The organism is Hymenobacter sp. BT491 (assembly GCF_014349165.1).
Lineage (GTDB): Bacteria > Bacteroidota > Bacteroidia > Cytophagales > Hymenobacteraceae > Hymenobacter > Hymenobacter jejuensis.
This window is the reverse complement of the sequence record NZ_JACSJJ010000003.1, coordinates 513495-534161: the sequence shown is the minus strand read 5'-3', so window position 1 is coordinate 534161 and position 20667 is coordinate 513495. Positions and strand designations below refer to the sequence as shown.

23 protein-coding genes are annotated in these 20667 nt (G+C 55.4%); 6 read left to right on the top strand and 17 right to left on the bottom strand.

Annotated features, from left to right (window positions below; translation table 11 throughout):
* Positions 1-26: 26 nt before the first annotated feature.
* Positions 27-395, bottom strand: coding sequence for a hypothetical protein (locus H9I52_RS13790; protein WP_139516009.1), 369 nt, complete (start codon positions 393-395; stop codon positions 27-29).
* Between the two features lie 104 nt (positions 396-499).
* Positions 500-703 (bottom strand): hypothetical protein, encoded by a 204-nt coding sequence (locus H9I52_RS13785; protein WP_187454339.1) that lies wholly within the window; start codon positions 701-703, stop codon positions 500-502.
* A gap of 118 nt (positions 704-821) precedes the next feature.
* On the opposite strand from H9I52_RS13785, the gene H9I52_RS13780 reads away from it, so the two are divergent.
* Positions 822-1166 (top strand): HIRAN domain-containing protein, encoded by a 345-nt coding sequence (locus H9I52_RS13780; protein WP_187454338.1) that lies wholly within the window; start codon positions 822-824, stop codon positions 1164-1166.
* Between the two features lie 81 nt (positions 1167-1247).
* On the opposite strand, the gene H9I52_RS13775 is transcribed toward H9I52_RS13780, so the two are convergent.
* From H9I52_RS13775 to H9I52_RS13765, 3 genes are all read right to left on the bottom strand, one after another.
* Positions 1248-1694 carry a hypothetical protein gene (locus H9I52_RS13775; RefSeq protein ID WP_187454337.1) on the bottom strand — a complete coding sequence of 149 codons (447 nt, stop codon included), beginning with the start codon at positions 1692-1694 and terminating at the stop codon, positions 1248-1250.
* 107 nt (positions 1695-1801) lie between these two features.
* Positions 1802-2263, bottom strand: a complete 462-nt coding sequence (locus H9I52_RS13770) for a DUF4268 domain-containing protein (protein WP_187454336.1) — start codon at positions 2261-2263, stop codon at positions 1802-1804.
* A gap of 26 nt (positions 2264-2289) precedes the next feature.
* Positions 2290-3279: a hypothetical protein gene (locus tag H9I52_RS13765; protein WP_187454335.1), complete on the bottom strand. Its 990-nt coding sequence runs from the start codon at positions 3277-3279 to the stop codon at positions 2290-2292.
* A 258-nt stretch (positions 3280-3537) separates the two neighbouring features.
* On the opposite strand from H9I52_RS13765, the gene ruvB reads away from it, so the two are divergent.
* Together ruvB and queG are read left to right on the top strand one after the other, a co-directional pair.
* Positions 3538-4587: a Holliday junction branch migration DNA helicase RuvB gene (gene ruvB, locus H9I52_RS13760; protein WP_187454334.1), complete on the top strand. Its 1050-nt coding sequence runs from the start codon at positions 3538-3540 to the stop codon at positions 4585-4587.
* A gap of 129 nt (positions 4588-4716) precedes the next feature.
* The gene (gene queG, locus H9I52_RS13755) at positions 4717-5694 is read left to right on the top strand and encodes a tRNA epoxyqueuosine(34) reductase QueG (protein ID WP_187454333.1); all 978 of its coding nucleotides are present in this window, start codon (positions 4717-4719) and stop codon (positions 5692-5694) included.
* A gap of 41 nt (positions 5695-5735) precedes the next feature.
* On the opposite strand, the gene H9I52_RS13750 is transcribed toward queG, so the two are convergent.
* The 7 genes from H9I52_RS13750 to H9I52_RS13720 all read right to left on the bottom strand — a co-directional run bounded on the left by H9I52_RS13750 (position 5736) and on the right by H9I52_RS13720 (position 11997).
* The gene (locus H9I52_RS13750) at positions 5736-5930 is read right to left on the bottom strand and encodes a hypothetical protein (RefSeq protein ID WP_187454332.1); all 195 of its coding nucleotides are present in this window, start codon (positions 5928-5930) and stop codon (positions 5736-5738) included.
* A 247-nt stretch (positions 5931-6177) separates the two neighbouring features.
* Positions 6178-7107: a ferritin-like domain-containing protein gene (locus H9I52_RS13745; protein ID WP_187454331.1), complete on the bottom strand. Its 930-nt coding sequence runs from the start codon at positions 7105-7107 to the stop codon at positions 6178-6180.
* Positions 7108-7125: 18 nt separating this feature from the next.
* A complete protein-coding gene (locus tag H9I52_RS13740) occupies positions 7126-7824 on the bottom strand; it encodes a ferritin-like domain-containing protein (RefSeq protein WP_187454330.1) in 699 nt (232 codons plus the stop codon).
* 180 nt (positions 7825-8004) lie between these two features.
* Complete coding sequence (locus H9I52_RS13735; RefSeq protein WP_139516019.1) at positions 8005-9009, bottom strand: ferritin-like domain-containing protein; 1005 nt, start codon at positions 9007-9009, stop codon at positions 8005-8007.
* Between the two features lie 47 nt (positions 9010-9056).
* Positions 9057-9803 (bottom strand): ferritin-like domain-containing protein, encoded by a 747-nt coding sequence (locus tag H9I52_RS13730; protein ID WP_139516020.1) that lies wholly within the window; start codon positions 9801-9803, stop codon positions 9057-9059.
* 640 nt (positions 9804-10443) lie between these two features.
* Positions 10444-11238, bottom strand: a complete 795-nt coding sequence (locus H9I52_RS13725) for a ferritin-like domain-containing protein (protein ID WP_139516021.1) — start codon at positions 11236-11238, stop codon at positions 10444-10446.
* Positions 11239-11268: 30 nt separating this feature from the next.
* Positions 11269-11997, bottom strand: coding sequence for a ferritin-like domain-containing protein (locus tag H9I52_RS13720; protein ID WP_139516022.1), 729 nt, complete (start codon positions 11995-11997; stop codon positions 11269-11271).
* A gap of 262 nt (positions 11998-12259) precedes the next feature.
* On the opposite strand from H9I52_RS13720, the gene H9I52_RS13715 reads away from it, so the two are divergent.
* Both H9I52_RS13715 and aroC read left to right on the top strand, forming a co-directional pair.
* Complete coding sequence (locus H9I52_RS13715) at positions 12260-13750, top strand: BatD family protein (RefSeq protein WP_187454329.1); 1491 nt, start codon at positions 12260-12262, stop codon at positions 13748-13750.
* 39 nt (positions 13751-13789) lie between these two features.
* Entirely contained in the window at positions 13790-14866 is a 1077-nt protein-coding gene (gene aroC / locus H9I52_RS13710; RefSeq protein WP_187454328.1) for a chorismate synthase, read from the top strand.
* 217 nt (positions 14867-15083) lie between these two features.
* On the opposite strand, the gene H9I52_RS13705 is transcribed toward aroC, so the two are convergent.
* Positions 15084-16484, bottom strand: coding sequence for a sodium:proton antiporter (locus H9I52_RS13705; protein WP_262386074.1), 1401 nt, complete (start codon positions 16482-16484; stop codon positions 15084-15086).
* 206 nt (positions 16485-16690) lie between these two features.
* On the opposite strand from H9I52_RS13705, the gene H9I52_RS13700 reads away from it, so the two are divergent.
* Positions 16691-17320 carry a NifU family protein gene (locus H9I52_RS13700; RefSeq protein WP_139516025.1) on the top strand — a complete coding sequence of 210 codons (630 nt, stop codon included), beginning with the start codon at positions 16691-16693 and terminating at the stop codon, positions 17318-17320.
* A gap of 429 nt (positions 17321-17749) precedes the next feature.
* On the opposite strand, the gene H9I52_RS13695 is transcribed toward H9I52_RS13700, so the two are convergent.
* Genes H9I52_RS13695 through H9I52_RS13680 form a run of 4 tightly spaced genes read right to left on the bottom strand, consistent with a single transcriptional unit; the run spans position 17750 to position 20571 of the window.
* A complete protein-coding gene (locus H9I52_RS13695; RefSeq protein WP_222940504.1) occupies positions 17750-18655 on the bottom strand; it encodes a DUF5777 family beta-barrel protein in 906 nt (301 codons plus the stop codon).
* Positions 18656-18667: 12 nt separating this feature from the next.
* Positions 18668-19228: a YceI family protein gene (locus H9I52_RS13690; protein WP_187454327.1), complete on the bottom strand. Its 561-nt coding sequence runs from the start codon at positions 19226-19228 to the stop codon at positions 18668-18670.
* 23 nt (positions 19229-19251) lie between these two features.
* A complete protein-coding gene (locus tag H9I52_RS13685; RefSeq protein ID WP_139516028.1) occupies positions 19252-19644 on the bottom strand; it encodes a hypothetical protein in 393 nt (130 codons plus the stop codon).
* Between the two features lie 21 nt (positions 19645-19665).
* Positions 19666-20571: a hypothetical protein gene (locus H9I52_RS13680; protein WP_187454326.1), complete on the bottom strand. Its 906-nt coding sequence runs from the start codon at positions 20569-20571 to the stop codon at positions 19666-19668.
* Positions 20572-20667: the final 96 nt, after the last annotated feature.

Below are 20667 nucleotides of genomic sequence, written 5' to 3'. Positions count from 1 at the left end.
GCCCTTTTGCATGGCACATACTATGCTTACTGCTTCTGCAGCAGGTAAATAGTTTGACTGAAAACAGTAGTGCCAGCGGTTGCTACGCCATTGGGAGCCGTGCTCACCAAGCGCCAGCCGTTGCGGGTGTACTCGTTGATGGTGGCAAGGGCCGCTTTGTGCACTACCGTCGTGTTGGCGGCTAGCTGCTTGGCGCTGCCCCGGCTGAAATCGATTTCTTTTTCCTGCTGCGTGCCATCGGGGTTGATGGTCACGATGGAAGCTTGTGCGTTGAGGCCAAACGACAAGTTGCTGATCACCATCATGCTGTTGCCGGTTTCGGCTGGCTTCGGATAAAATGCCCAAGAGCAGATGGCTACGAGCAGTAAAGCGGGGAGATAGTAGAGCTTTTTCATGCAGCAAGAAAACCAGATTTTCTGCGTCCGCAAAAAAGCATAGCCTCTCTCGGCCCGACAAACAGTGCCGCCCTTGACCCTCGAGAGATCAAATAAATTCTTGCCTACTGCTTGGCCTTCTGATAGCGGCCGAATACCCGTCCAACTGCAGTCAGGCCGAAGAAGATCATGATATAGATGCCCGCGCTGCTTTTGTTAAATCCTTCGGTTGCGAACCCCAGCAACCCGACCCCAAGCAGCCAAACGGCAGCCATGAGGATAACGGTTTTCTTAGTCGGGTTACGGAAAGCAGAATCCAGAAAATTCATCGGAATAAGGCAACGCGTGAAACAGGTATTGCAATCAAAAGAACCGGTTTTCGGGAAAACGTGCAACAGTCCCCGCAACTAAAAAGGGAAATCTGCGGCAGCGTTGTATTTTGGCCCCATGAACACTGCCGACGCCTCCGCTCCCCTCGTGCTGCTCGAATGCCTTGTGGCCGGCACCACGCACCGCCCCAACCTCAAACAGCACGAGCCCGGCTTGTATCTGGGGCAGCCTCTGCGACTCATCCGCGAGGCCGATAGCAAATACGACGACTGGGCCGTGCAAGTACACACCGAAGCCACCGACTCGGTGCCGGCTGTGTGGCTTGGCTACCTGCCCGAAGGCCGTAACGAAACAGTCGCGCGGCTGCTGGAGGCCGGCAAAAACATCACGGCCCGCTTGGTGCACAAATCTTGGGAAGAGGATTGGCTGTACCTGGAAATTGAAGTTTTGTTAAACGATTGATTAGCAATAAATTATAAATACAACGCCTGCCCGATTTTTCGGGCAGGCGCTTGCAAAAAAGGGGCGAAGGGGTAGCTATAATTAGCGGGACGAAGTGCCGGCCCGGCCGAGTGCCTCCTCATTTTTCTGCAATAGATAGCGCACCGTGGTTCCTTCCTGAAGGGTGTTTACCAATACCCAACCCTGCGTACCCAGTTCGTTGAGTTTTTTTATTTCTGCTTGGTACAGCAGGTTGCTGACGTAGCGGTTGCGGCGGAGGAGGTTTGTAGTGGAGTCGACGCGGCCACTCATGGAGGCATTAACTACCTTCTTCGAGTAAGTACTGCCGCGAAGCGTAGGTAGTTCGACGGTCGTGAAAGTTCCGTCCTCAATTACCGTCAGGGTCGGCTTGGTTGCCAAACCACCAGCATCGAGATCTAGGTCGCGCACCAGCATCAGATAACGCGGTGTGGAAGTGGATTTTTGCGCATGGACGGGCGCCAAGGCCACGAGCGATAGCAAACAAATTGAGCAAAGTAGTTTTAGCATAGCTGTAAAGATTTAGGGAACGGAATATGTGGTGGAAAGGCAGTCACGGCCTGTAGAACGTATACAGTTGAGCTAAATATAAGTGTATATCTAAGAATATTGTTATTCTAACGTAGTTCTTCGAATGCGTATTGCGCGTTGCTCCAGAACTCGTCCAGCGCGATTAGGCGCGGCTTAAAAAAGGAGATTAGTTGCGGCCAATCGTCGCGGTTGAAGAGGTTGACGGGCTGCAACTCCCGGAAGATACGGGCGAGTGGCTGGCCGTTGGCGTCCAGCGCGTCGGGTATCCACTGCCAGGGCTCGCCCACCGATTCGTGCAAAACGTTTTTCAGCGCCTGGAACTGCTCAAAAAACAAGGCCCGTATGTCGGCATCGGGGTGCGTCAGCTCGATGGCGATGGCGGCGCGCCGACCGTCGGCGTGCATCCGAAACTGCACGTGTTTGAGGCCCGTTTTGTAGTTGATCCAGTTGGTGCGCACACCTTCCGCCGAGGGCACGGGCAGCATATACTGGCCGAACGTAGTCCAGAAAGCCTGTCGAAGCTGAGCAACTTCGGTTTTGCTATACATTGTATAAAATATTGATTATAAATTAGTTATAAAAGATCGGTGAGCGCTGCGACCTCTTGTCGGGCCTGCTGCACCTGCGGTTCGTGGCCAAACTCCCGCTGCACCCAATTGGTAAAACCGGCTACCAATGCCCCCACCGCCTGTCGGCTGGTGCCGAGCGGCTCGGCGGAAGTTGTCGGGGACTTTGCATCGGTCGGAAAGGCGTTTTCCAGCCCCAGAATGCTCAGGATATCCGACACAAAAACCAGCCCGCACACTTGCATGGCTTGGTAGAGCAGCGTCAGTTCGGGAAGTGAAAGACCCAGTCGCTCGTTCGGCTGCACGGCCCCGAAACGAGCCAGCAGCGCCGCCACGGCTTCGGGCCGAAAGCTGGACAGCCGAGCTACCGCTTGCACAAACGGATGATCGGTTTCGGATTGCGGCAGCGTTTCGGCCAGCAGCAAGGCCAGCCGCAGCATTTGCAAGCGCGCCTCGTCGAAACCCAGCGTCACGACGGGCGGCAACTGCGGGTGCAGGGTTGCTTCAAATTGCGTAAACACGGCTTGTAATTGCTGCTGTCGGCGGCGCAAAGGCGCCAGCGCTGCTGCTCCGCTCGGCCCGGCAAGGTGTTGTTCCAGAGCATGTTGCAATTGCTCGCTCAGGTGCAGGCAGTACGAGAGCAACGTCTGTAGCTGCGTGCCATCGATTTGCATCTGGTGCTGCACAAAGGCCAGCACCGGCCCTTCCAAGGGACTGCGCAAACTTAGCTGGCCGACCAGCACAAAATCGTAGAGGCGCAACGGCCGTTGTAGCAACAGCTGTTGCAGAACCGGAGTCGAGTCGATGGCATTTAGGTCGGCTACTACGCTGCTATTCAGGCCGGTAAGCGCTGTTACATGCTCCGGTACGGGGCCGTGCGATTGGCTGAACAGGTGCGTGCACGCCATGCCCAGCAGCGACAAACAAGGCGACAGCCGCTGATAAGCATCGGGCGGAAGATTGTGAAGGGAAACCAGCGGTTGCTCAGACGAAAACATGCAGAAAAATCAGAAAAACGAACGCAAAGAACGGAGCTTGCGCGCATTCGCGTTCCCAAGCGCTTCTTTTCAGGTTGAAAGGTGAAGCTTGGGCCTAAGTAAAACATCAAAAATGCCGTAGGCAACCAGGTTTTACACTGGTTTTTGCTAATGCAAATAGCAAAACATCGATATGAACAGATTTTTTGCTAAAAACGGAGCTATTTCCTTGCTCTAGGTGTTACCTTCCCGCTACCAACTTCTCAATTTCGCCGTCTTATGCGTGAAACATACCTGACCGGTGACAGCAGCCAAATGGACGCCACCGACAAAGAAATAGACAAGGCCCTTCGCCCGCTCAGCTTCGAAGATTTCACGGGGCAGGAGAAAATTCTGGATAACCTGCGCGTATTTGTGGCCGCCGCCAAGCAGCGCGGCGATGCCCTCGACCACGTGTTGTTGCATGGGCCTCCCGGCTTGGGCAAAACCACGCTCTCGCACATCATCGCCAACGAGCTAGGGGCCGGCATCAAAATGACGTCGGGGCCGGTGCTCGACAAGCCTTCCGATCTGGCGGGTTTGCTCACCAACCTCGAGCCGCACGACGTGTTGTTCATCGACGAAATTCACCGCCTCAACCCTGTGGTGGAAGAATATCTGTACTCGGCGATGGAAGACTATCGCATCGACATCATGCTCGATTCGGGTCCGAATGCGCGCTCAGTGCAGATTTCGCTCTCGCCGTTTACGCTCATCGGTGCCACCACGCGGTCGGGTTTGCTGACGGCTCCGTTGCGGGCGCGTTTCGGTATCAACGCTCGTCTGGAATACTACGACTCAAAGCTGCTCACCACCATTGTGAAGCGCTCGGCCGAAATTCTGGGCACGCCGATTTACGACGACGCAGCCTTCGAGATTGCCCGTCGTTCGCGGGGTACGCCGCGTATCGCCAACAATCTGCTGCGCCGCACCCGCGACTTTGCCCAGATCAAAGGCACCGGCACCATCACCGTCGATATCGCGCAGTTTGCCCTGAACGCTCTTGACGTCGACCACCACGGCCTCGACGACATGGACAAGCGCATCCTGACCACCATTATCGATAAGTTTAAGGGTGGCCCCGTGGGCATCAGCACCATTGCCACGGCGTGTGGCGAAGAAGCCGAAACCATTGAGGAAGTGTACGAGCCGTTCCTAATTCAGGAAGGCTACATCATGCGCACGTCGCGCGGCCGCGAGGCTACCGAGGCAGCGTACCGGCACTTGGGCAAGCTGATGCCCCAACATTTGCGCGGCAACACTACTGATTTATTTGATTCGCAGGTATAAATAATTGATTATTAAGTATTTGTGTGTAATGGAACGCGCCGGTAACCCCGGCGCGTTTCTTTTTGCTCCTGCGCCTCTAATGCTTCGGCCCGGCTTTCTGCCGATCTTTGCGCACTCATTCTGGTCGTCATGCTCCCAACTGCTGCTTATACTGCCTTCATCAAGCGCCGCGCGGCGGAGCTGGGCTTTATGTATTGCGGCGTGTCGAAGGCAGAGTTTCTGGAAGAAGAAGCCCTGCGGCTCGAAACCTGGCTTAGCCGCCAGATGAATGGCAAAATGGCCTACATGGCCAACCACTTCGACAAGCGCCTCGATCCGCGCCTGCTCGTGGATGGCGCCAAGTCGGTGGTCTCACTGTTGCTCAACTACTACCCACCCCAAGATGAGCAACAGCCCGACGATACGCTTAAAATCAGCAAGTATGCGTATGGCCGTGATTATCACTTTGTTATAAAGGACAAACTCAAAACCTTGCTAGCCGATATTCAGGCTGAAATTGGGGAAGTCGGTGGGCGCGTGTTCGTCGATTCGGCGCCAGTCATGGACAAGGTATGGGCGAAGAAAAGCGGCTTGGGGTGGGTCGGTAAAAACAGCAACCTCATTACGCCCGGCGTAGGCAGCTTTTATTTCATCGCCGAGCTGATTTTGGATTTGGAACTGGAATACGACGGTCCCATCAAAGACTACTGCGGCACCTGCACCAAGTGTATGGACGCCTGCCCAACGGATGCTATTTCGGAAGCCTATGTAGTAGACGGCAGCCGTTGTATCAGCTACTTCACCATTGAGCTGAAAGACCAGATCCCGACCGAAGTGAATGGGAAGTTCGGCAACTGGGTTTTCGGCTGCGACATCTGCCAGGATGTGTGCCCCTGGAATCGTTTTGCCAAGCCGCACGACGAGCCACAATTCAACGCGCATCCACAACTCAAGGAAATGCGTGCCAGCGATTGGCAGGAAATTACGCACGAGCTGTTTTCGGAGCTGTTTCGTCAATCGGCCGTGAAGCGGACGGGGTATGCCGGTTTGGTACGTAACATTCAGTTCGTAACCGACGGGCCGAAGCCTGTCGGGCCGGGCGAAACCAACAGCGCCGAACTGCTCTGAGCAGTTCGGCGCTGTTGGTTAAGAGGCCTTGTTGTTGAGGATTAGGTCGTGGTAGATTGCGTAAACACGCGATTTAAAATACGGCGATACAGCCGGGCAAATTGTTGATAACACCATTCCTTCAACTCGACTAACTCGGTAGGGGCCAGCATGCGCAAGGCTTTGCGCAGTTCCTTTTCGAATAAGATTTTGTCGAAGCTGACCTTGAGCAGGATGGTTTTTGCGTATTCCAGCATCGTAATAAGAATGTTTTCTAGCGGGGTGTAAGGATGAGTGTGGTTGGTTGCAGTACGTATACGGCTGCCCTGTAAAAAGGCTTCCGACCAAGGAGCGGCATAAAACAGATCTACTGAAATATACAATAAATACTCATGCCAGTGCAACTATTCGAAGAATAATTGCTTCAGCAAACGTTTGCTGTGTATAACAGTAAAGGAACGGTTTTGGCCGTCCCTTTACTGTATAAATTATGTTAATTCGGTGTTAAAAAATGAAAGCCGACGCTACCGCCGTAGCCGAGGCTGCCGTCAGGGGCTCGTCGAAGGCTTCGGCTACTTTCACCAAGATCGCCGTACCGATTTTGTCGATGTCAATAGGCAGACTGCTGCCCGAATTATCGAAGGGCACCAAGATGTTGCGGGTCGAGCCATCGGAGCTGGCCAAGGTCACAAGCTGCTTAGTAGACTCTTCGCCGGCATACGCCGCGTCCGTTTTGCCCGGCACCGTAATGACCTCGTCGTTGCTGCTGATCCAGCTTTTGACGTTGGCCCCGCGTCCGCGCCGCAACGTGCGAATGTGGGAGGCATGCCGTGCTTCCATGCTGTGAATGCGCACCGCAGCTTCGACGATGGCGTTGTCGTAAGCAAGGTTGGCCACTTGGCCTTTGTAGGCCCGCACGCCGGTATCTTCCAGCGTCTGGGCTACTTTCAGAAACGTATCGAAGTTGGTAAACACGTCGCCAAACGGTGCCGACTGGCTGCCGTTTTTGCTGCCCGTAAAATCGAAGTTGGGCTTAGCAGGCAAGTCGCCACCGGAAGACTGAATTACAAGCTTCAGTGTATCAACGTGTTGCTGCTCGTGACGGTAAATCGTTTCGATGCCTGCTCGCGCATCTGCCGGAATGAGTCCTGCTGCTACGGGCGAGTTGCTGGGCAATACACCCAGAGCCCGACCGTAAAATTCACTCTCCAGGTATTCCAGGGTCAGCGCCAAACGCAGCGCATCGTAAATCGTGTCTTTGGGCCCGCCATAGGCTTGTTGCAACAGGGTGCCAAAAGCCATCGGGAGGGCTGCCACAGCCGCTTTACCGCTGAGCTTGCCTAAACGGTTGAGTACGTCGCGGCGCGGACTGAGGCGTTCGGTTATTTCCGGGTCAACTTCGGCCAGATCGGCCAGTAGCTTCAGAATGTTCATAGGAGAAGAAAACCGCCCTTACGAGGTAGGTAAGCTGGCAACGGAATAGGTGATTTTGAAAAAAGGCTTTGCCGCTTCGAGTACCTGCGTCGGTGTCAGCAGCAGGTCGAGGCCAGCGCCGTCGCCGCTCACCGGCGATACGGTAGTGTCGGCAAACGCACCGGGTTGCTGCAAATCACGGATCAGGGCGGCGTGGCGGGCTTCCACCGACGAAATTTTGCTGAGCATGGTCAGCACCACAGTGTTAGCGACCAGCTTACCCACGCCGTTGTAGGCGGCTACGCCCAAGTCTTCGATGGTTTTGGCTGCTGCCAACACTCCCGCACGGGTTGTGAGAGTGAGCGTGCTGAAATCGAATTCCTGCGTTTGAATAGCATCGGTAGTGCCTAAAACATACTTGAAGAACTCGCGGTGAATGACTTCGTGATCGCGTAGGTCGATGAAGTAGGCCAACTCGCCCGTCCGCAGATCGGAAGGGGGCGTGTCGATGATTTTTTGGTAGAATGCCGCTTCCAGCTGTTCCAACAGGTAAGCGTAGTTCATAATGCCCGTGTCGCCGCTGCCCAAACTCAACACAGGATCGGTGGCAACGGGCGTCGGGGTGTTGGTGTCGCAGCCCGCCAGCACCAGCGCGGACGTCACGGCCGTGGCACCGGCCACGCGAAAAAAGGAGCGGCGGCGCATCACGCGGTCCGCAAAAGAAGCAGAATCAGACATCAGCAAAGGTTACTGGCAAGCAATTGGCCCCGTAGCGGCCTCTACAAAGATACTCCGATAAACTCGGATGCACCAACGACAAGAGAGGCACGCACGGGAAAGGGTTGCGTGATGGCAAAACAAAAAGGACTGATCCGAAGACCAGTCCTTTTTAATAAGCGGAAACAAAGGGGCTGCGTATTAGCTAAACAACGTGCTACCCGTAATCGTGAACGTGCTGGCAATAGCCGACACCGTAGGAACGGGGAGTGGCTCATCGAAAGCTTCGGAGAAGGCCAGCGTTGGGAAGTTCAGCGACGACAGAGCCGTTTGCAGGTTTACACCGCCTTGGGTTACATTGTCCTCAGCCGGAAATGTAATACCGGTTGGAGTGTAAGAGGGAGCAGTGCCGGCGTCGTAGATCGGCGCCGTTTGGGTTGGCGAGGCACCGCCGTTGTCTTTGCCCGAAATCCAGCTTTTGGGCGATGCGTTGCGGCCGGCTTCGGTAGTACCAGCAGGTGCTACAGCAGAGGCCGTGTTGTTGTTAGCACCAGCACGGCGCATCGTGCGCAGACGCGAAGCGTGACGAGCTTCTACCGAGTGAATGTTCAACGCAGCTGTTAATACATCTTTGTTGCTCATCAGATAAGGAGCACCGCCTTTGTAGGCCCGCACCCCGGTGTCCTCCAGCGATTGCGCAACCGCCAGGAACGTGGCTGGATTCAGGAATACATCTGCGAAAGGGCCTGTGCCAGAGCCTTTACCGCCTGTAAAGTCAAATTGCGTGCGCGCCGGAGCTGCGATCGCGTTGGCACCCAGCGCAGTAGCCAGATACTTTACATGGTTGGCTTCGTCGGTGCGAATCTTGTCGAGGGCCGATAGGTTGGTAGCGCTAAACAGAGCCCGGAAAGTGGTCTGAGCGGCAGTAGCCGTGGAACCGGCAACGCCCAGGCCCGCATCGTAGAAATATGATTCCAGATACTCCAGCTTTAGGGCGAAGTTGAGTACGTCGTTTACGCTGGGGGCCGAAGTCGTCTGGCCGTAGGCTTTGTTGAAGATGGAGCCCAGCGCCAAAGGCAACGCCGAAGCCGCCAGCGTCTTGCCAAAGCCGGTCATGTGTTTGAACACGCGGCGACGCGAGTCGAAGCGTTCGAAAACCTCCGGATCTGTTTTCTCGAGCTCAGAAAGTATTGCAAAAATATTCATAGTGAATGTGCAGTTTGGATGTGGGAAAGGGCCGAAAGCGACCTGCCTTACTTGATGCCGGAAACGTCCAGCTTCGAGCCGTCTTTGAGGAACGTGTTAGCCGTAGCTACCACTACCGAAGGCTCTTTCGAAAGCTCTAAGCCCGTCGAGCCGATTGCAACCACGTCGGAATCGACAAACGAAGCTTCGGCAACCAAGTCACGGATGATGGCCGCATGGCGCGCTTCCACCGATACAATTTTGCCGGCAATTACCAGATACTGAGCCGATTGAATATAACGGCCTGCTCCATTATATGCCGCAACACCGAGGTCCTCAAATGCCTTGGCCGTGCCTAGTACACTGGTGCGGCTGTTGAAATCGATTTTCGAGAAATCAGGCTCCAATGCCTTGATGATCTGGGTAGGTGCTGCTGCCGTGATAGCCGCCTTGAAGAACTCGCGGTGAATAACTTCGTGGTAGTAGAGGTCGTCCAAGATCTGCTTCTCGGCGCTGGTAGCCGCTAAGCCAGTATAGTAAGTACCTGTACGGACTTGCGTGTAAAAACCGGCCTCGAGCTGCTCCAGGGCGTAAGCGTAGTTCAGAACACCTACGTCGCCGGTTCCGACGCTTACCATGCCAGGGGTAGTAGGAGCAGCCACGTTGTTGTCTTCGTCTTTGCAACCTGCTAATAGCAAGGCAGTGGCACCAGCGGTGGCACCAGCGTACATGAAGAAAGAGCGGCGTTTGATCGGTACATAAAGCGGCTTGGCGAATTCCGCTTCGTCCGTCCCATTTTGGGTGATTTTGGACATGAGAACAGAGGTTAAAGTGAACAAAAGAACTAGGTGGGTAATACGCTACCAGCACACTCCCAAAAGGCCGTTTTGGAGGTTGCCAAATCAAAAAGTACTAGTAGCTGTATGTCACTTACGGTGCAGGTAGGGCCGGAGGTTATGTTTTTTAGGTAAACTTTATAGGTGGGTATGATTTTCTGAATATTCATGCTGCTTGAAACGCACCCGTATATATGGCCTTAAGCAGAACAATAAATCTATAGTAAATTACAGTTGATGAGGCCTTATGTTTTTGTAATTATTTGATAGTAAATGTGTTATGTAAATATTTGCTCTTGGGCATAATTATAAAAGCAAGAGCTGCAAAAGGCAGGCTATAGCCGAGCATAGAGGGCAAAACAAAAGAGGGGTAACGCTAAAGCGTTACCCCTCTTTTAAAACCTAAATCTTGGTGTGTGCCGACGCAAAAGGGCCACCTCACGCCATAATGGAAAAATGCTATTGTGTAGCTTTTAGGTGTTTGTTGATAAAAGCCTCATAGAATCCATAGCTCAATCACCTCGTTCAAAAATCACAAGTGGCAAAGAATTTTTCTGTTACAAAAAAGGACTAGCAACACGCCAGTCCTTTTTTGTCGTTAAGTAAGAAATGCAAGGATCTAGCTTTGCACCAAGCCGCCAGCGCGCGACATATCGAGCACTTCGGCTTTGGTCAGGATTTCGTCGAATGCTGCAGCGGCATCGTCGGCCGAGTATTTCAGTGCAGATACTACTTCCACCCCTGCTTGCGTCGTGTTGCTTTCCGGAGTAGAGCCCGTGTAAACCGGACCAAGGGGAGCAGGCAACGCAGAATCCGAGGCCGGAATCCAGGCGGGCTGCTGGCGCATACCGCGAATGTGCGCCGCATGACGAGCCTCTACCGAGTGGATCTGCAAGGCAACGGTCAGCAAATCGGTGCCCAGCAATTCACCGGCCCGGCCTTTGTATGCCCGTACGCCTGTGTCTTCAAGTGCTTGTGCTACAACGAGTTGTGTTGCGTAATCGGCGGGGAAAGCAGATTGCTTAAAGGTCACGCCCGTAACTGGAGTGCCGTTGAGGCCTTTGATGGCGTTCGTCAGCAAGGTGACGTGCGCATCTTCGTGCTTCTTGATCTGCGTAATGGCCCCGAGTGGAGCGCCGGCCGGTATCGTGCCGGCGGCCAAGAATTTCTTGTAAAAGTCGGCTTCCAGCAATTCCAGCGTCAGCGCATAGTTCAGGATCTGAACTGGCGTTTCGGCCGCGGTTTGAGCATAGGCTTTCTGGAATAATGCTCCCAAAAACAACGGCGTGGCCGATAAAGCCGTCCGCTTGGCCATAGAGCCCAGCGAGTTGAACACAGCCCGGCGCGAGTCAAAACGGTCCAGAACGTCCGGGTCAACGGCGGCAAGCTTATCGATGATTTGAAATATATTCATGGCGAGTGTTTCTTAATTCGGTGGGAGAAATTACATGCCGACTTTTGAGCCGTCGATCGTCTGCTTGATGTACTTCTGCGCGATACCGAGCACTTCGCTGGGCGTGCGGGCCTTGTCCAAGCCTGAAGTGGGGTCCACAATGTCGTCGGCGGCAAAGCTACCGGCCGTCATCAGGTCGCGTACATAAGCAGCATGGCGCGCTTCCACCGATACAATTTTGCCCGCTACCAGCAGGTAATCCACCTTTTTGATGAGTTTGCCAGCTCCGTTGTAGGCCGACACACCCAAGTCCTCGAATGCGACTGCAGCGGCCAATACGCCGGAGCGCTTCGTGAAGTCAATGGACGAAAAGTCAGGCGTCAGATCCGCGATAATCTGGCCTGGCGCATCGCGGTTGATGGCAGCTTTCAGGAAATCGCGGTGCAGCGCCTCGTGTGAAGCAATATTGGTAAAGTACGCTTTCTCGGCCGTAGAGAGGTCGGCTGCGGGATTGGCCTTTACTTGCGCATAAAATGCTGCTTCGAGTTGTTCCAAAGCATAAGCATAGTTCAACACGCCTACATCGCCCGAACCCAAGCTAACCGAGTTGCCATTGGTAGGAGAAGGATTGTTATCGTCATCTTTACAGCCAGCCAAAAGCAACGCAGTAGCGCCAGCAGTGGCTCCGGCATACATGAAGAAGGAACGGCGCTTGATCGGTACATAAAGCGGCTTGGCGAACTCCGCTTCATCCCCACCGGTTTGGGTGATTTTAGACATGGGAAAAATGTTAAGGGTGAATTGAAAAGTTTAGGCAATAGAGTTCTAGCACGCGCTAAAAAGCCGTTTTTTGAAATCTGAGCCAGAAGGTTTCGGGTATTTGAAAGGCACTTACGGCGGTGCTGAAAGTTCGGATTGAGCTCAACCATAAATTTTCGAGCTGCCAAACCTTCGGCTAAGGTTGTGCTTAACTACTTCCCTTGAGCAAAACGCGATTCAACTGCTCCGCTTGGGTTTTTGTGTAGTTTTAAGAGTGCTGAGAATGCTTCCGTTTATTTTTCGCTTCCTGCTGCTTTGTGTGCTCTTGATGGGGTCATATTGGGCGGAGGCACAAGTTGATGCCACCGGGCAAGCCGAAATTGAGCTGGGGAAAGTTGCTTTCCCGGTCAACGAGTATTTCACCATCAGCTTCCACCTGCGCGGTGCGCCGCTGGAGCGGTATTCGGCCTTCCCCGACCTCGAAGGGTTCAAGAAAAGCGGCAAGTCGAGCACCACCACCACCCGCATCACCGGCGGACAAACCACTACCGAACTGACCATTACGCAGCGGTACGCTGCCTTTGCCGAAGGAGAGTTTGTGATTAAGCCCTTTACCATGACCGTCAATGGGCAGGTGGTGCGCTCGGCAGGCGCTACGCTGAAGGTAGGGCCGGTAGCTGCGGCGCAGGCGCCCTCGGCTACTGCACCGCCCGGTGCGGGACCGTTGCAGGGCATTGGGTTGTTGGATCAGCTTTTTGGCAAGCCACGCCCGCAGGACTACATCGAGCCGCACGACAACGCTTTTCTGGCGTTGGTAGCCGACAAAAACAGCGTGTATGTAGGCGAGGGCGTGCACATTGGGCTGTATTTCTACCTCACGCCCAGCGATCAGGGGCTGCTCGATTTCCACAATTTTGCCGGCCAGCTCCCGGATCTGTTGCGCCGGATGCGGCAGCGCACGGCGTGGGAAGAGCCCTTCGAAGAGCAAGAGATTCTGCCCGAAACCATTGTGGCCGGCGGCAAGAAATACCTGCGCTATCGACTCTATGAAGCCGAATACTATCCGCTTAATAATCAACCACTTGTATTTCCGGCTTTGCCCTTGCAAATGGTGAAATACCGTGTCGCCAAAAAGCCCGAGGCAGGCTCTGATAACCGCCTGGAGGGCTACAAAATCTATTACTCAGACGCCCGTACTGTGACCGTGAAACCGTTGCCGCCACACCCGCTGCGCGATCAAGTGCCGGTCGGTAATTACCAATTGCGCGAGGCCATCGACCGCACGGCTTTCCGCACGGGGCAAGTGTTTACGTACACTTTTCGGGTAGAGGGCGAAGGCAATCTGGCGGCCCTCTCGGCGCCGGTTTTGCGTGCCCGGCCCAAGCTGGAGGTCTACGGGCCGGATGTGCAGCAGGACCTGACGCGGCAGGGCGGCCGCGTGGGCGGGGCCAAGGTATTCAGCTACCGCATGGTGGCCCAACAGCCCGGCGTGTTGCCGCTCGACAGCGTGTTGTCGTTGGTGGTGTTCAACCCCAGCACGGCCCGCTACGATACGCTGCGCCCGGAAATTCGCCCCGACATTGGAGGCAGCGCCAAGCTGGCTTCGGGCTTTCACGGCAATCCCGATGACCCATTTTACGCCGACGTGCTCAACAACGCCGACAACCACTTACAACCGCTGGACGAGTACCGCAATGTGCGTCTGTACGCCAATTTGGTGCTGGTGCTGCTAGCGGCCATCGCCGGATTTGGCTGGTGGAGAAAGAAAATGTAGCGTTAGCTTTGCCGGCGCTGTCACGCTATTCTTTTGCTTATGAACTCTTTCGGCACTCTTTTCCGCATCACCACCTTCGGCGAATCGCACGGCGTGGGCATTGGCGTCACCATCGATGGGTGCCCGGCTGGGCTGCCCGTGACCGCCGAAACCATCCAGACGGCTTTGGATCGGCGGCGGCCCGGCCAGTCGGACCTGACTACGCCGCGCCGGGAGGCCGACCGCGTGGAAGTGCTCTCGGGGCTGTTTGAAGGCCAAACCACAGGAACTCCTATTGGGCTTTTCATTCGCAATCAAGATCAGGCCAGCCACGATTATTCGCACATCGAACACGCTTACCGCCCTTCGCACGCCGACTACACCTACGACGCGAAATACGGCCGTCGTGATTACCGCGGCGGCGGCCGAAGCTCAGCCCGCGAAACGGCGGCCCGCGTGGCGGCCGGGGCCGTCGCGGCCGAGCTGCTGGCGCATTACGGCATCAAAGCGAGCAGCTATGTGTCGCAGGTAGGCGCTGTGCGCGTGCCCGTAGGCTACGAGGAGCTTGATCTGGGCCTTATCGAAAGCAACCCGGTACGCTGCCCGCACCCCGAGACTGCCGAGCGCATGGCCGAACTCATCCGCCAGACTCGCGACCGGCACGACACCGTTGGGGGCATCGTAACGGGCGTGGTACGCGGGGTGCCCGCCGGTTTGGGCGAGCCCGTTTTCGACAAGCTACACGCCGATCTGGGCAAAGCCATGCTGAGCATCAACGCCGTAAAAGGCTTCGAATACGGGTCGGGCTTTGATGGTACGCTGTTGTTCGGTTCGGAGCACAACGATGCCTTCTATACCGACGAAATCGGCGCCGTCCGGACGCGCACGAACCACTCGGGTGGCATTCAGGGCGGTATTAGCAACGGGCAGGATATCTACTTCCGCGTTGCCTTCAAACCCGTGGCCACAATTTTACAGCCCCAAACCACCATCAACGACCAAGGCGAAGAGATTACACTGGCCGGCAAAGGCCGCCACGACCCATGCGTGCTGCCGCGTGCCGTGCCCATCGTCGACGCCATGACCAACTTGGTGCTCGCCGATATGCTGTTGCGCAGCCGCAGCAGTAAGTTGTAGGTTTTTTATGTAAGTAATTGATTGAAAGGCATTTGTGTTTAAAAAGCGCCTCTGGCCTAATCGTGATCCACGGATAAATTAGGGCAGGCGGTGGTCGGCCAGATTTACAGTAGGCGAAAAAGGCCATGGCAAACCGCGATGCACAACCCCGGGTGGGCAAACGCTGCTGTAGCTAGCGTAAAAAGTGGCCGTCCGGTTGCGCTTGCCTCCGTAGGTGCTACCAAAGCGTTAACAACCAACCGATTAGCAATAGCACAGGCAGTAGATACGGAATGGCGTATCGGACGATGTAGCCAAAAAACGAAGGCATGGGTACCCCTTCCTTTTCCGCAATGGAGCGCACCAAAAAATTGGGTCCGTTGCCGATGTAAGTGAACGCGCCAAATAAAACCGCGCCGCTGGAAATAGCCCGCAACAGCGGCATAGTCAGATACGATAAGGCAAAGGCCTGTACATCAGTGTCTTGGTTTATGTTGAGATGATGGCTAGCCATACTCAGCGACAGGAAACTGGCGTACGTGGGCGCGTTATCCAGAAAAGCGGAAAGGCTGCCCGTTAGCCAATAAAGGGCAGTGGGCGTCAGATTACCGGCCACCGAAGGCTTGGAGGCAACGGCCGCCGCCGTCTGCAAGGCGGGCATCATGGTCAGGAAAATGCCGAAAAAGAGAAAAGCTACCTCGTGCATCGGCTCGAAAGTGAAGTGATTGGCACCTAAGGCTTTGCGGTCGGCGGTACGGTAGCAGCCCCAGGCGGCCACTAGCTGGAGCATTTCGCGCACGAAGGAGAGGTGCAGTCCGAAAACATGGAGCGCCGGTACCCACGACACGCGCGCAGGGTCTAGGAAAACGCTGACCAGCACCAATAGCAGCCACGGAAGGTTTTGTGCCCCGTTGAAGTCGTAGAGCGGCAGGCCTTTTTCCTGCCGTTCGCGGCGCCTTTCGTTGCGGGAGAGGCGGCTGGGATAGGGGTTACGGCGGTCTTTCAGCCAAAACAGCAGTAAAAGCGCGCCGGTAGCCACCAGCCATGGCAGCAACAAGTGCCAGGCAGTCCAGAAAAAAGGCACGCCGCGCAGGTACCCAATAAACAGCGGCGGATCGCCGAGCGGCGTGAGCAGGCCTCCGGCATTGCTGACCAGAAAAATGAAAAAAACGATCTGGTAGGGCTTGGCCCGTTGGTCGTTGAGCCGAATAAACGGCCGGATCAGCACCAGCGAGGCGCCGGTGGTGCCAATGACGCTGGCCAGCATAGCCCCGGCCAGCAGCAGAAGCACGTTGCGGCGAGGTGTGGCTTCTAAGTTGATATTCAGATACATAGTGCCGCCGGTTACGTATAATGCCGTGAGCAACACCACGAACGAGGTGTATTCGGCCAAGGTCTCGACGGTGGTGTGCCAGTCGTGGCGGACGAAGCCGTAGTAGCCCAGCATCAGCAGGCCCAGGCCAACGGCAATGGACGCGTACCAGCGCGTCCAGAACTTAGGAAAGAACAATGGCCCGGTGGCAATCAGGGCTAACAGACCAAAAAAAGGCAGCAACAACCAGTAAGCCACTGGCCAAGAAGCGCCAGCATCCAGAAACATTGGCGCAAAACCAGGGGCGGCACGGTTAAATTCGATCATAGACCCGGCAAAAGTATCTTATTCTCAAAAGGCAGAGGTACTGCTGCGAGGATGGGATATCGCTTATATATAGCATTTCTAAATAAAGCTTCCGGTTGTTGTGTAACTTTGCAACTTCTGGTGCCGATCTTGGTTTTATAATCGATACCAGCCGCAAATCCGTATGAGGAGGCGCGCACTGTACTCACGTTTTCAAGACCACTACCATGGCTGATCATATCACCACTCCCGCTGCGCCCATCTCGATCTACGCTGAGGCCAGCCCCAACCCCGAATCCATGAAATTCGTGCTCAATACCACGCTTCTGAGCGAGGGGGTGAGCGTCGATTACCCGAATGTGGAGGCGGCGGCCAACTCGCCGCTGGCACAGGAGCTGTTCAATTTCGACTACGTAGGCCGCGTTTTCATCGCCGCGAACTTCGTAACGGTTACCAAAACCACCGATTTGCTGTGGGCTCAGCTCATCCCGGAGCTGCGCACGTTCCTGAAATCGTACGTGGAGTCGGGCGGCCCGATTTTCACCGTCGATCCGGCTGCTGAGCAGAAAGCTGCGCAAGCCGCTGCCGCCGGCGACTCGTCGGAAGCCGACCAGCAAACCAGCCAAAAAATCATCGACCTGCTCGATAACTACGTGCGCCCCGCCGTAGAGCAAGACGGTGGCAACATTACCTTCCGTAGCTACCAAGATGGCGTCGTGACGGTGAACCTGCAAGGCTCGTGTTCGGGCTGCCCATCGGCGACGGTTACCCTGAAGTCGGGCATCGAAAACCTGCTCAAGCGCATGGTACCCGAAGTAAGAGAAGTGGTTGCAGAAGGCGTTACGGCTTCTTTCTAAACAACCTCAAGCCAGAAATTAAAAAGCCCGGCCATTTTTGGCCGGGCTTTTTAGTGGGCATAGCTAAACGGATATTTACACAAGTATCTGCAAATAAGATAGTTGCTAAAACGCCGGGAAAGGGTTGAGAACGGCGGGTTCGAGAGCGGCGGGCCAGAACTCGGGCTATCTGGCCGGGCCTCGCGAAGCGTCTGGGGCCGCAAGCGCTGCAACGAATCGGCTACAGACCTTCGCGCAAGACAGGCGTACCTGCGGCACCGACCATTCCCAACCCACTTCCACAGCACACCTACTTGGTGTAGAAAAAAGCACAGTAGCGCAGGCTCGCCGTCCGCGTCCGTCGGATAGCATCCGGCGGCGTGGGGCACGCAGACCAACAAGTCCGCACTACTGGCTTAGGAGAGTATAGGCGTGGTATTTGATTGTTTATCAAGCCTTTGGTTTAAGGGTAAAGGCTCTGGAAATATTAAAGCCAAAGTAGATGTCGCCTTTCTGCCACTTGCCGGTGGTTTGGGGAATGAAAAACTTCTCGATCATGCCGCGGGAGTTGGTGAAGTGCAACTGAAACACGTGCCCCCCGGTCTCGATGTCGAAGCCCGCCGACAAGGAATTGCGAAACTCGTCGGCCGTGTGGCCGGGCAATAGGTAGTAATATTCCATCGTGAGCGCCACGCGCTTGGTCAGCTTTTGGCGGCCTGCAAATCCCAGCGCGTACACGTCGTTTTGCTCCGCGCGGGTATCGACCAGGTTGCGGTGCACCAGCGTGGGCATCAGTTGCAGCGATAAATTGGTGCTGAACTTCCGCGCAATCAACGCCTGGTACGTGTAAGTGAAACGCGTATCCGTGGGGTGCTCCGGTCCCGTAAATTTCAGCGAATTCAGCGCCGCGCTGGCAAATACCGTTACCGAAACGGGCATGGTGTGCAGGCCGGTGCTTTGGCGCAGCAGCCGGTATTTGCCAAACCCATCGAAGGTTTTCTCCAGCGAACTGCGTCCGACGCCCACCGTCAGCTTGTCGGTAAGCCCATACTCCAGGCCCAGACGAATCGTGGCTTCGTCCAGGCCGAAGAAATTGTAGGCGCCGCTGTTGAGCGTCCCAAATCGGTGCGAAATCAGAAACAGCAGCGTGCCCTGCCCCGGCGTTTCCACCGAGTGCCCGTTGATGACGCGCGTGCCCTTGAAGGTGGCCTGCGTGTAGTCGGTGTGGAGGCTGTCGGTGGTTTGGGCTTCCAGCTTTTGCAGCAGGTCATCCTGGGCCCGCGCTTTGCTGCTGCACATCAGCAGCAAAGCCACTGCCAGCCCATACGCGCCAAATGAAGAAAAACGATGCTTCATATCTCGTTGATATTAAGGCTGTTGTGGAGCAGGTTCGCAGGCCAGGGACACGGTTACTTCCACAGTTTTGGCAATGTTTTCGCGGACCAGCGCCGGAATCTCGATGTTGTAATCGGCAGGGGCCACAATGAACTTCGACTTGGCCAAGAGCTGGTTGCCCTTCAGCTCCAGCGTGCCCGGTACCTTGATGTGGCGCTTCACCCCATGAATGGTCAGATCGCCTTCTACCTGCACCTCCTGCGGACCCGGCTGGTTGAGTTGCGTGGGCTGAAAGTTGAGCAGCTTGCCCGCAAACGTCGAACGCGGAAACTTGTCCGATTCGATGTAGTTCTCGTTGAAATGCTCCTGCATGAGCGTGCGCTTAAACTGAAACGCCTTCATCGTCACCGAAAAAGCCACTTGGCCGCTCGTCAGGTCCAGCAGGGCACCCACTTGGTTGTTGTGGGCTTCAATATCTTCGATGAACGTGCTGGAGAAGAAGGAAATCATCCCGGTTCGGGTCGAATATTTACTCGCCGCATCCGGACGCGCAAGCGGGAGCAGATACAGCACCAGTAGCAACCAGTAGTTCATAAGCGTAGCCGTTAGGGTGAGTTTCAGTTATTCGGAGCGCCGTCGTCTACCCACTTCTTGATGCGGGCAATGTCGCAGTCGGCGAGCTTGGGCAAGCCAAAAGGCATCTGCTTGTAGCCCGGCGCATGGCTGACGACGCCCACCAGCAAGCCGCTGCTAGCGATGCGCTTCACGTCGGCGTAGTTTTCCAAGTTCACATTGCCATTTGTGATCTGACTGTTGTGGCAAACGCGGCAGTTCTGCGTCAGAATCGGAGAAATGGTGCTCGCGTACGTGACGGCCGAAACGTCGCAAGTGACCGCGGGCTGGTCTTTGAAAAGATCCTCGGCGTTGTCGTAGGCGCAGCCGGCCAGCACCGCCAGCGCACCCAGCAACAACCCGCGTATTGAGCGACGGCTTCCAAATGGTTTGTTCATAATTATTTATAAATCAATTAATTATGGGGCGGCCGCAAACCACAGATCACCCGATTCATTCAGGTCATGCCCTTCGACGCGCCCGCGTGTGTCGTTGTCGGCGATGTAGTAATAGAGGGGTCGGCCTTTATAAGTCAGCTGCAAATTGGCCTTGCTGGTATTGCCGTAAGGCCCGGAAGCAGAGCCCGCATCGGTGCGCGTAATGGTGCCGAAGTCGCTGGCTTTCAGCGAGGAAGGCACGGTAGGCGCGCTCATGTACACAGGCGGCCAGGTAGTGGCGCAGCTGCCGGTGCAGTTGGTCGCGAGCGTATTGGGGTTTTTGGTGTCTTTGGCAAACACGTACATCGTACGCCCTTGTGTGTCAGTTAGATAGGTGCGGCTAACGGTCGCATTGGTAGTTTTGTCAACCACACTCTTGCTGGCAATCACCACCGAATACCCGGGATTTACGACGTGCCAGATGGTACCCACGCCGTTGCCGCGGGTTTCGCCCGGTAATTCGCGCACGTTCTGACCATTGACCGCTGGGGCGTAGTAATACAAAGGCCACCCTTTGTAAGTCGTTTGCTGGCGGCCGTCGGGAGTGGTTTTGGAGCCAAAATCCGAGGCGTTTAACGCCTTCGTGACCAGCACGTTAGGCTCGTAATAGACAGGCCAAACGGCCGAGCAGCCACCGGTGCAAGCATTGGTGCCGTCGACGTCGCGGGCAAAGAAATAAAGCGTGTTGCCTTGCGAATCGGTGAGGTAAGGCCCGAGAGTAGCGGAGGTAGCCAGCTTCACCGTGGCTTGCGCATCGGTGATTTCGACCGGCTTGTTGTCGTCCTTGTCGTTGCAGCTAACAACCAGCAACGAAACCGAGCTAAGTAGTGAGGCGCCTAGCAAAAAGGTGAGGCAGCGCATCAGAGTAAAATAAGAGAGTCTTGACATGGCTGGTGAATTAATTGTCTGTAGCTCAATGGTTTGGAGGTGAGTCGCTGGCCTCGGATAAGGCACAGCAAGGACTGCTCGGGTGCACACAGAGTG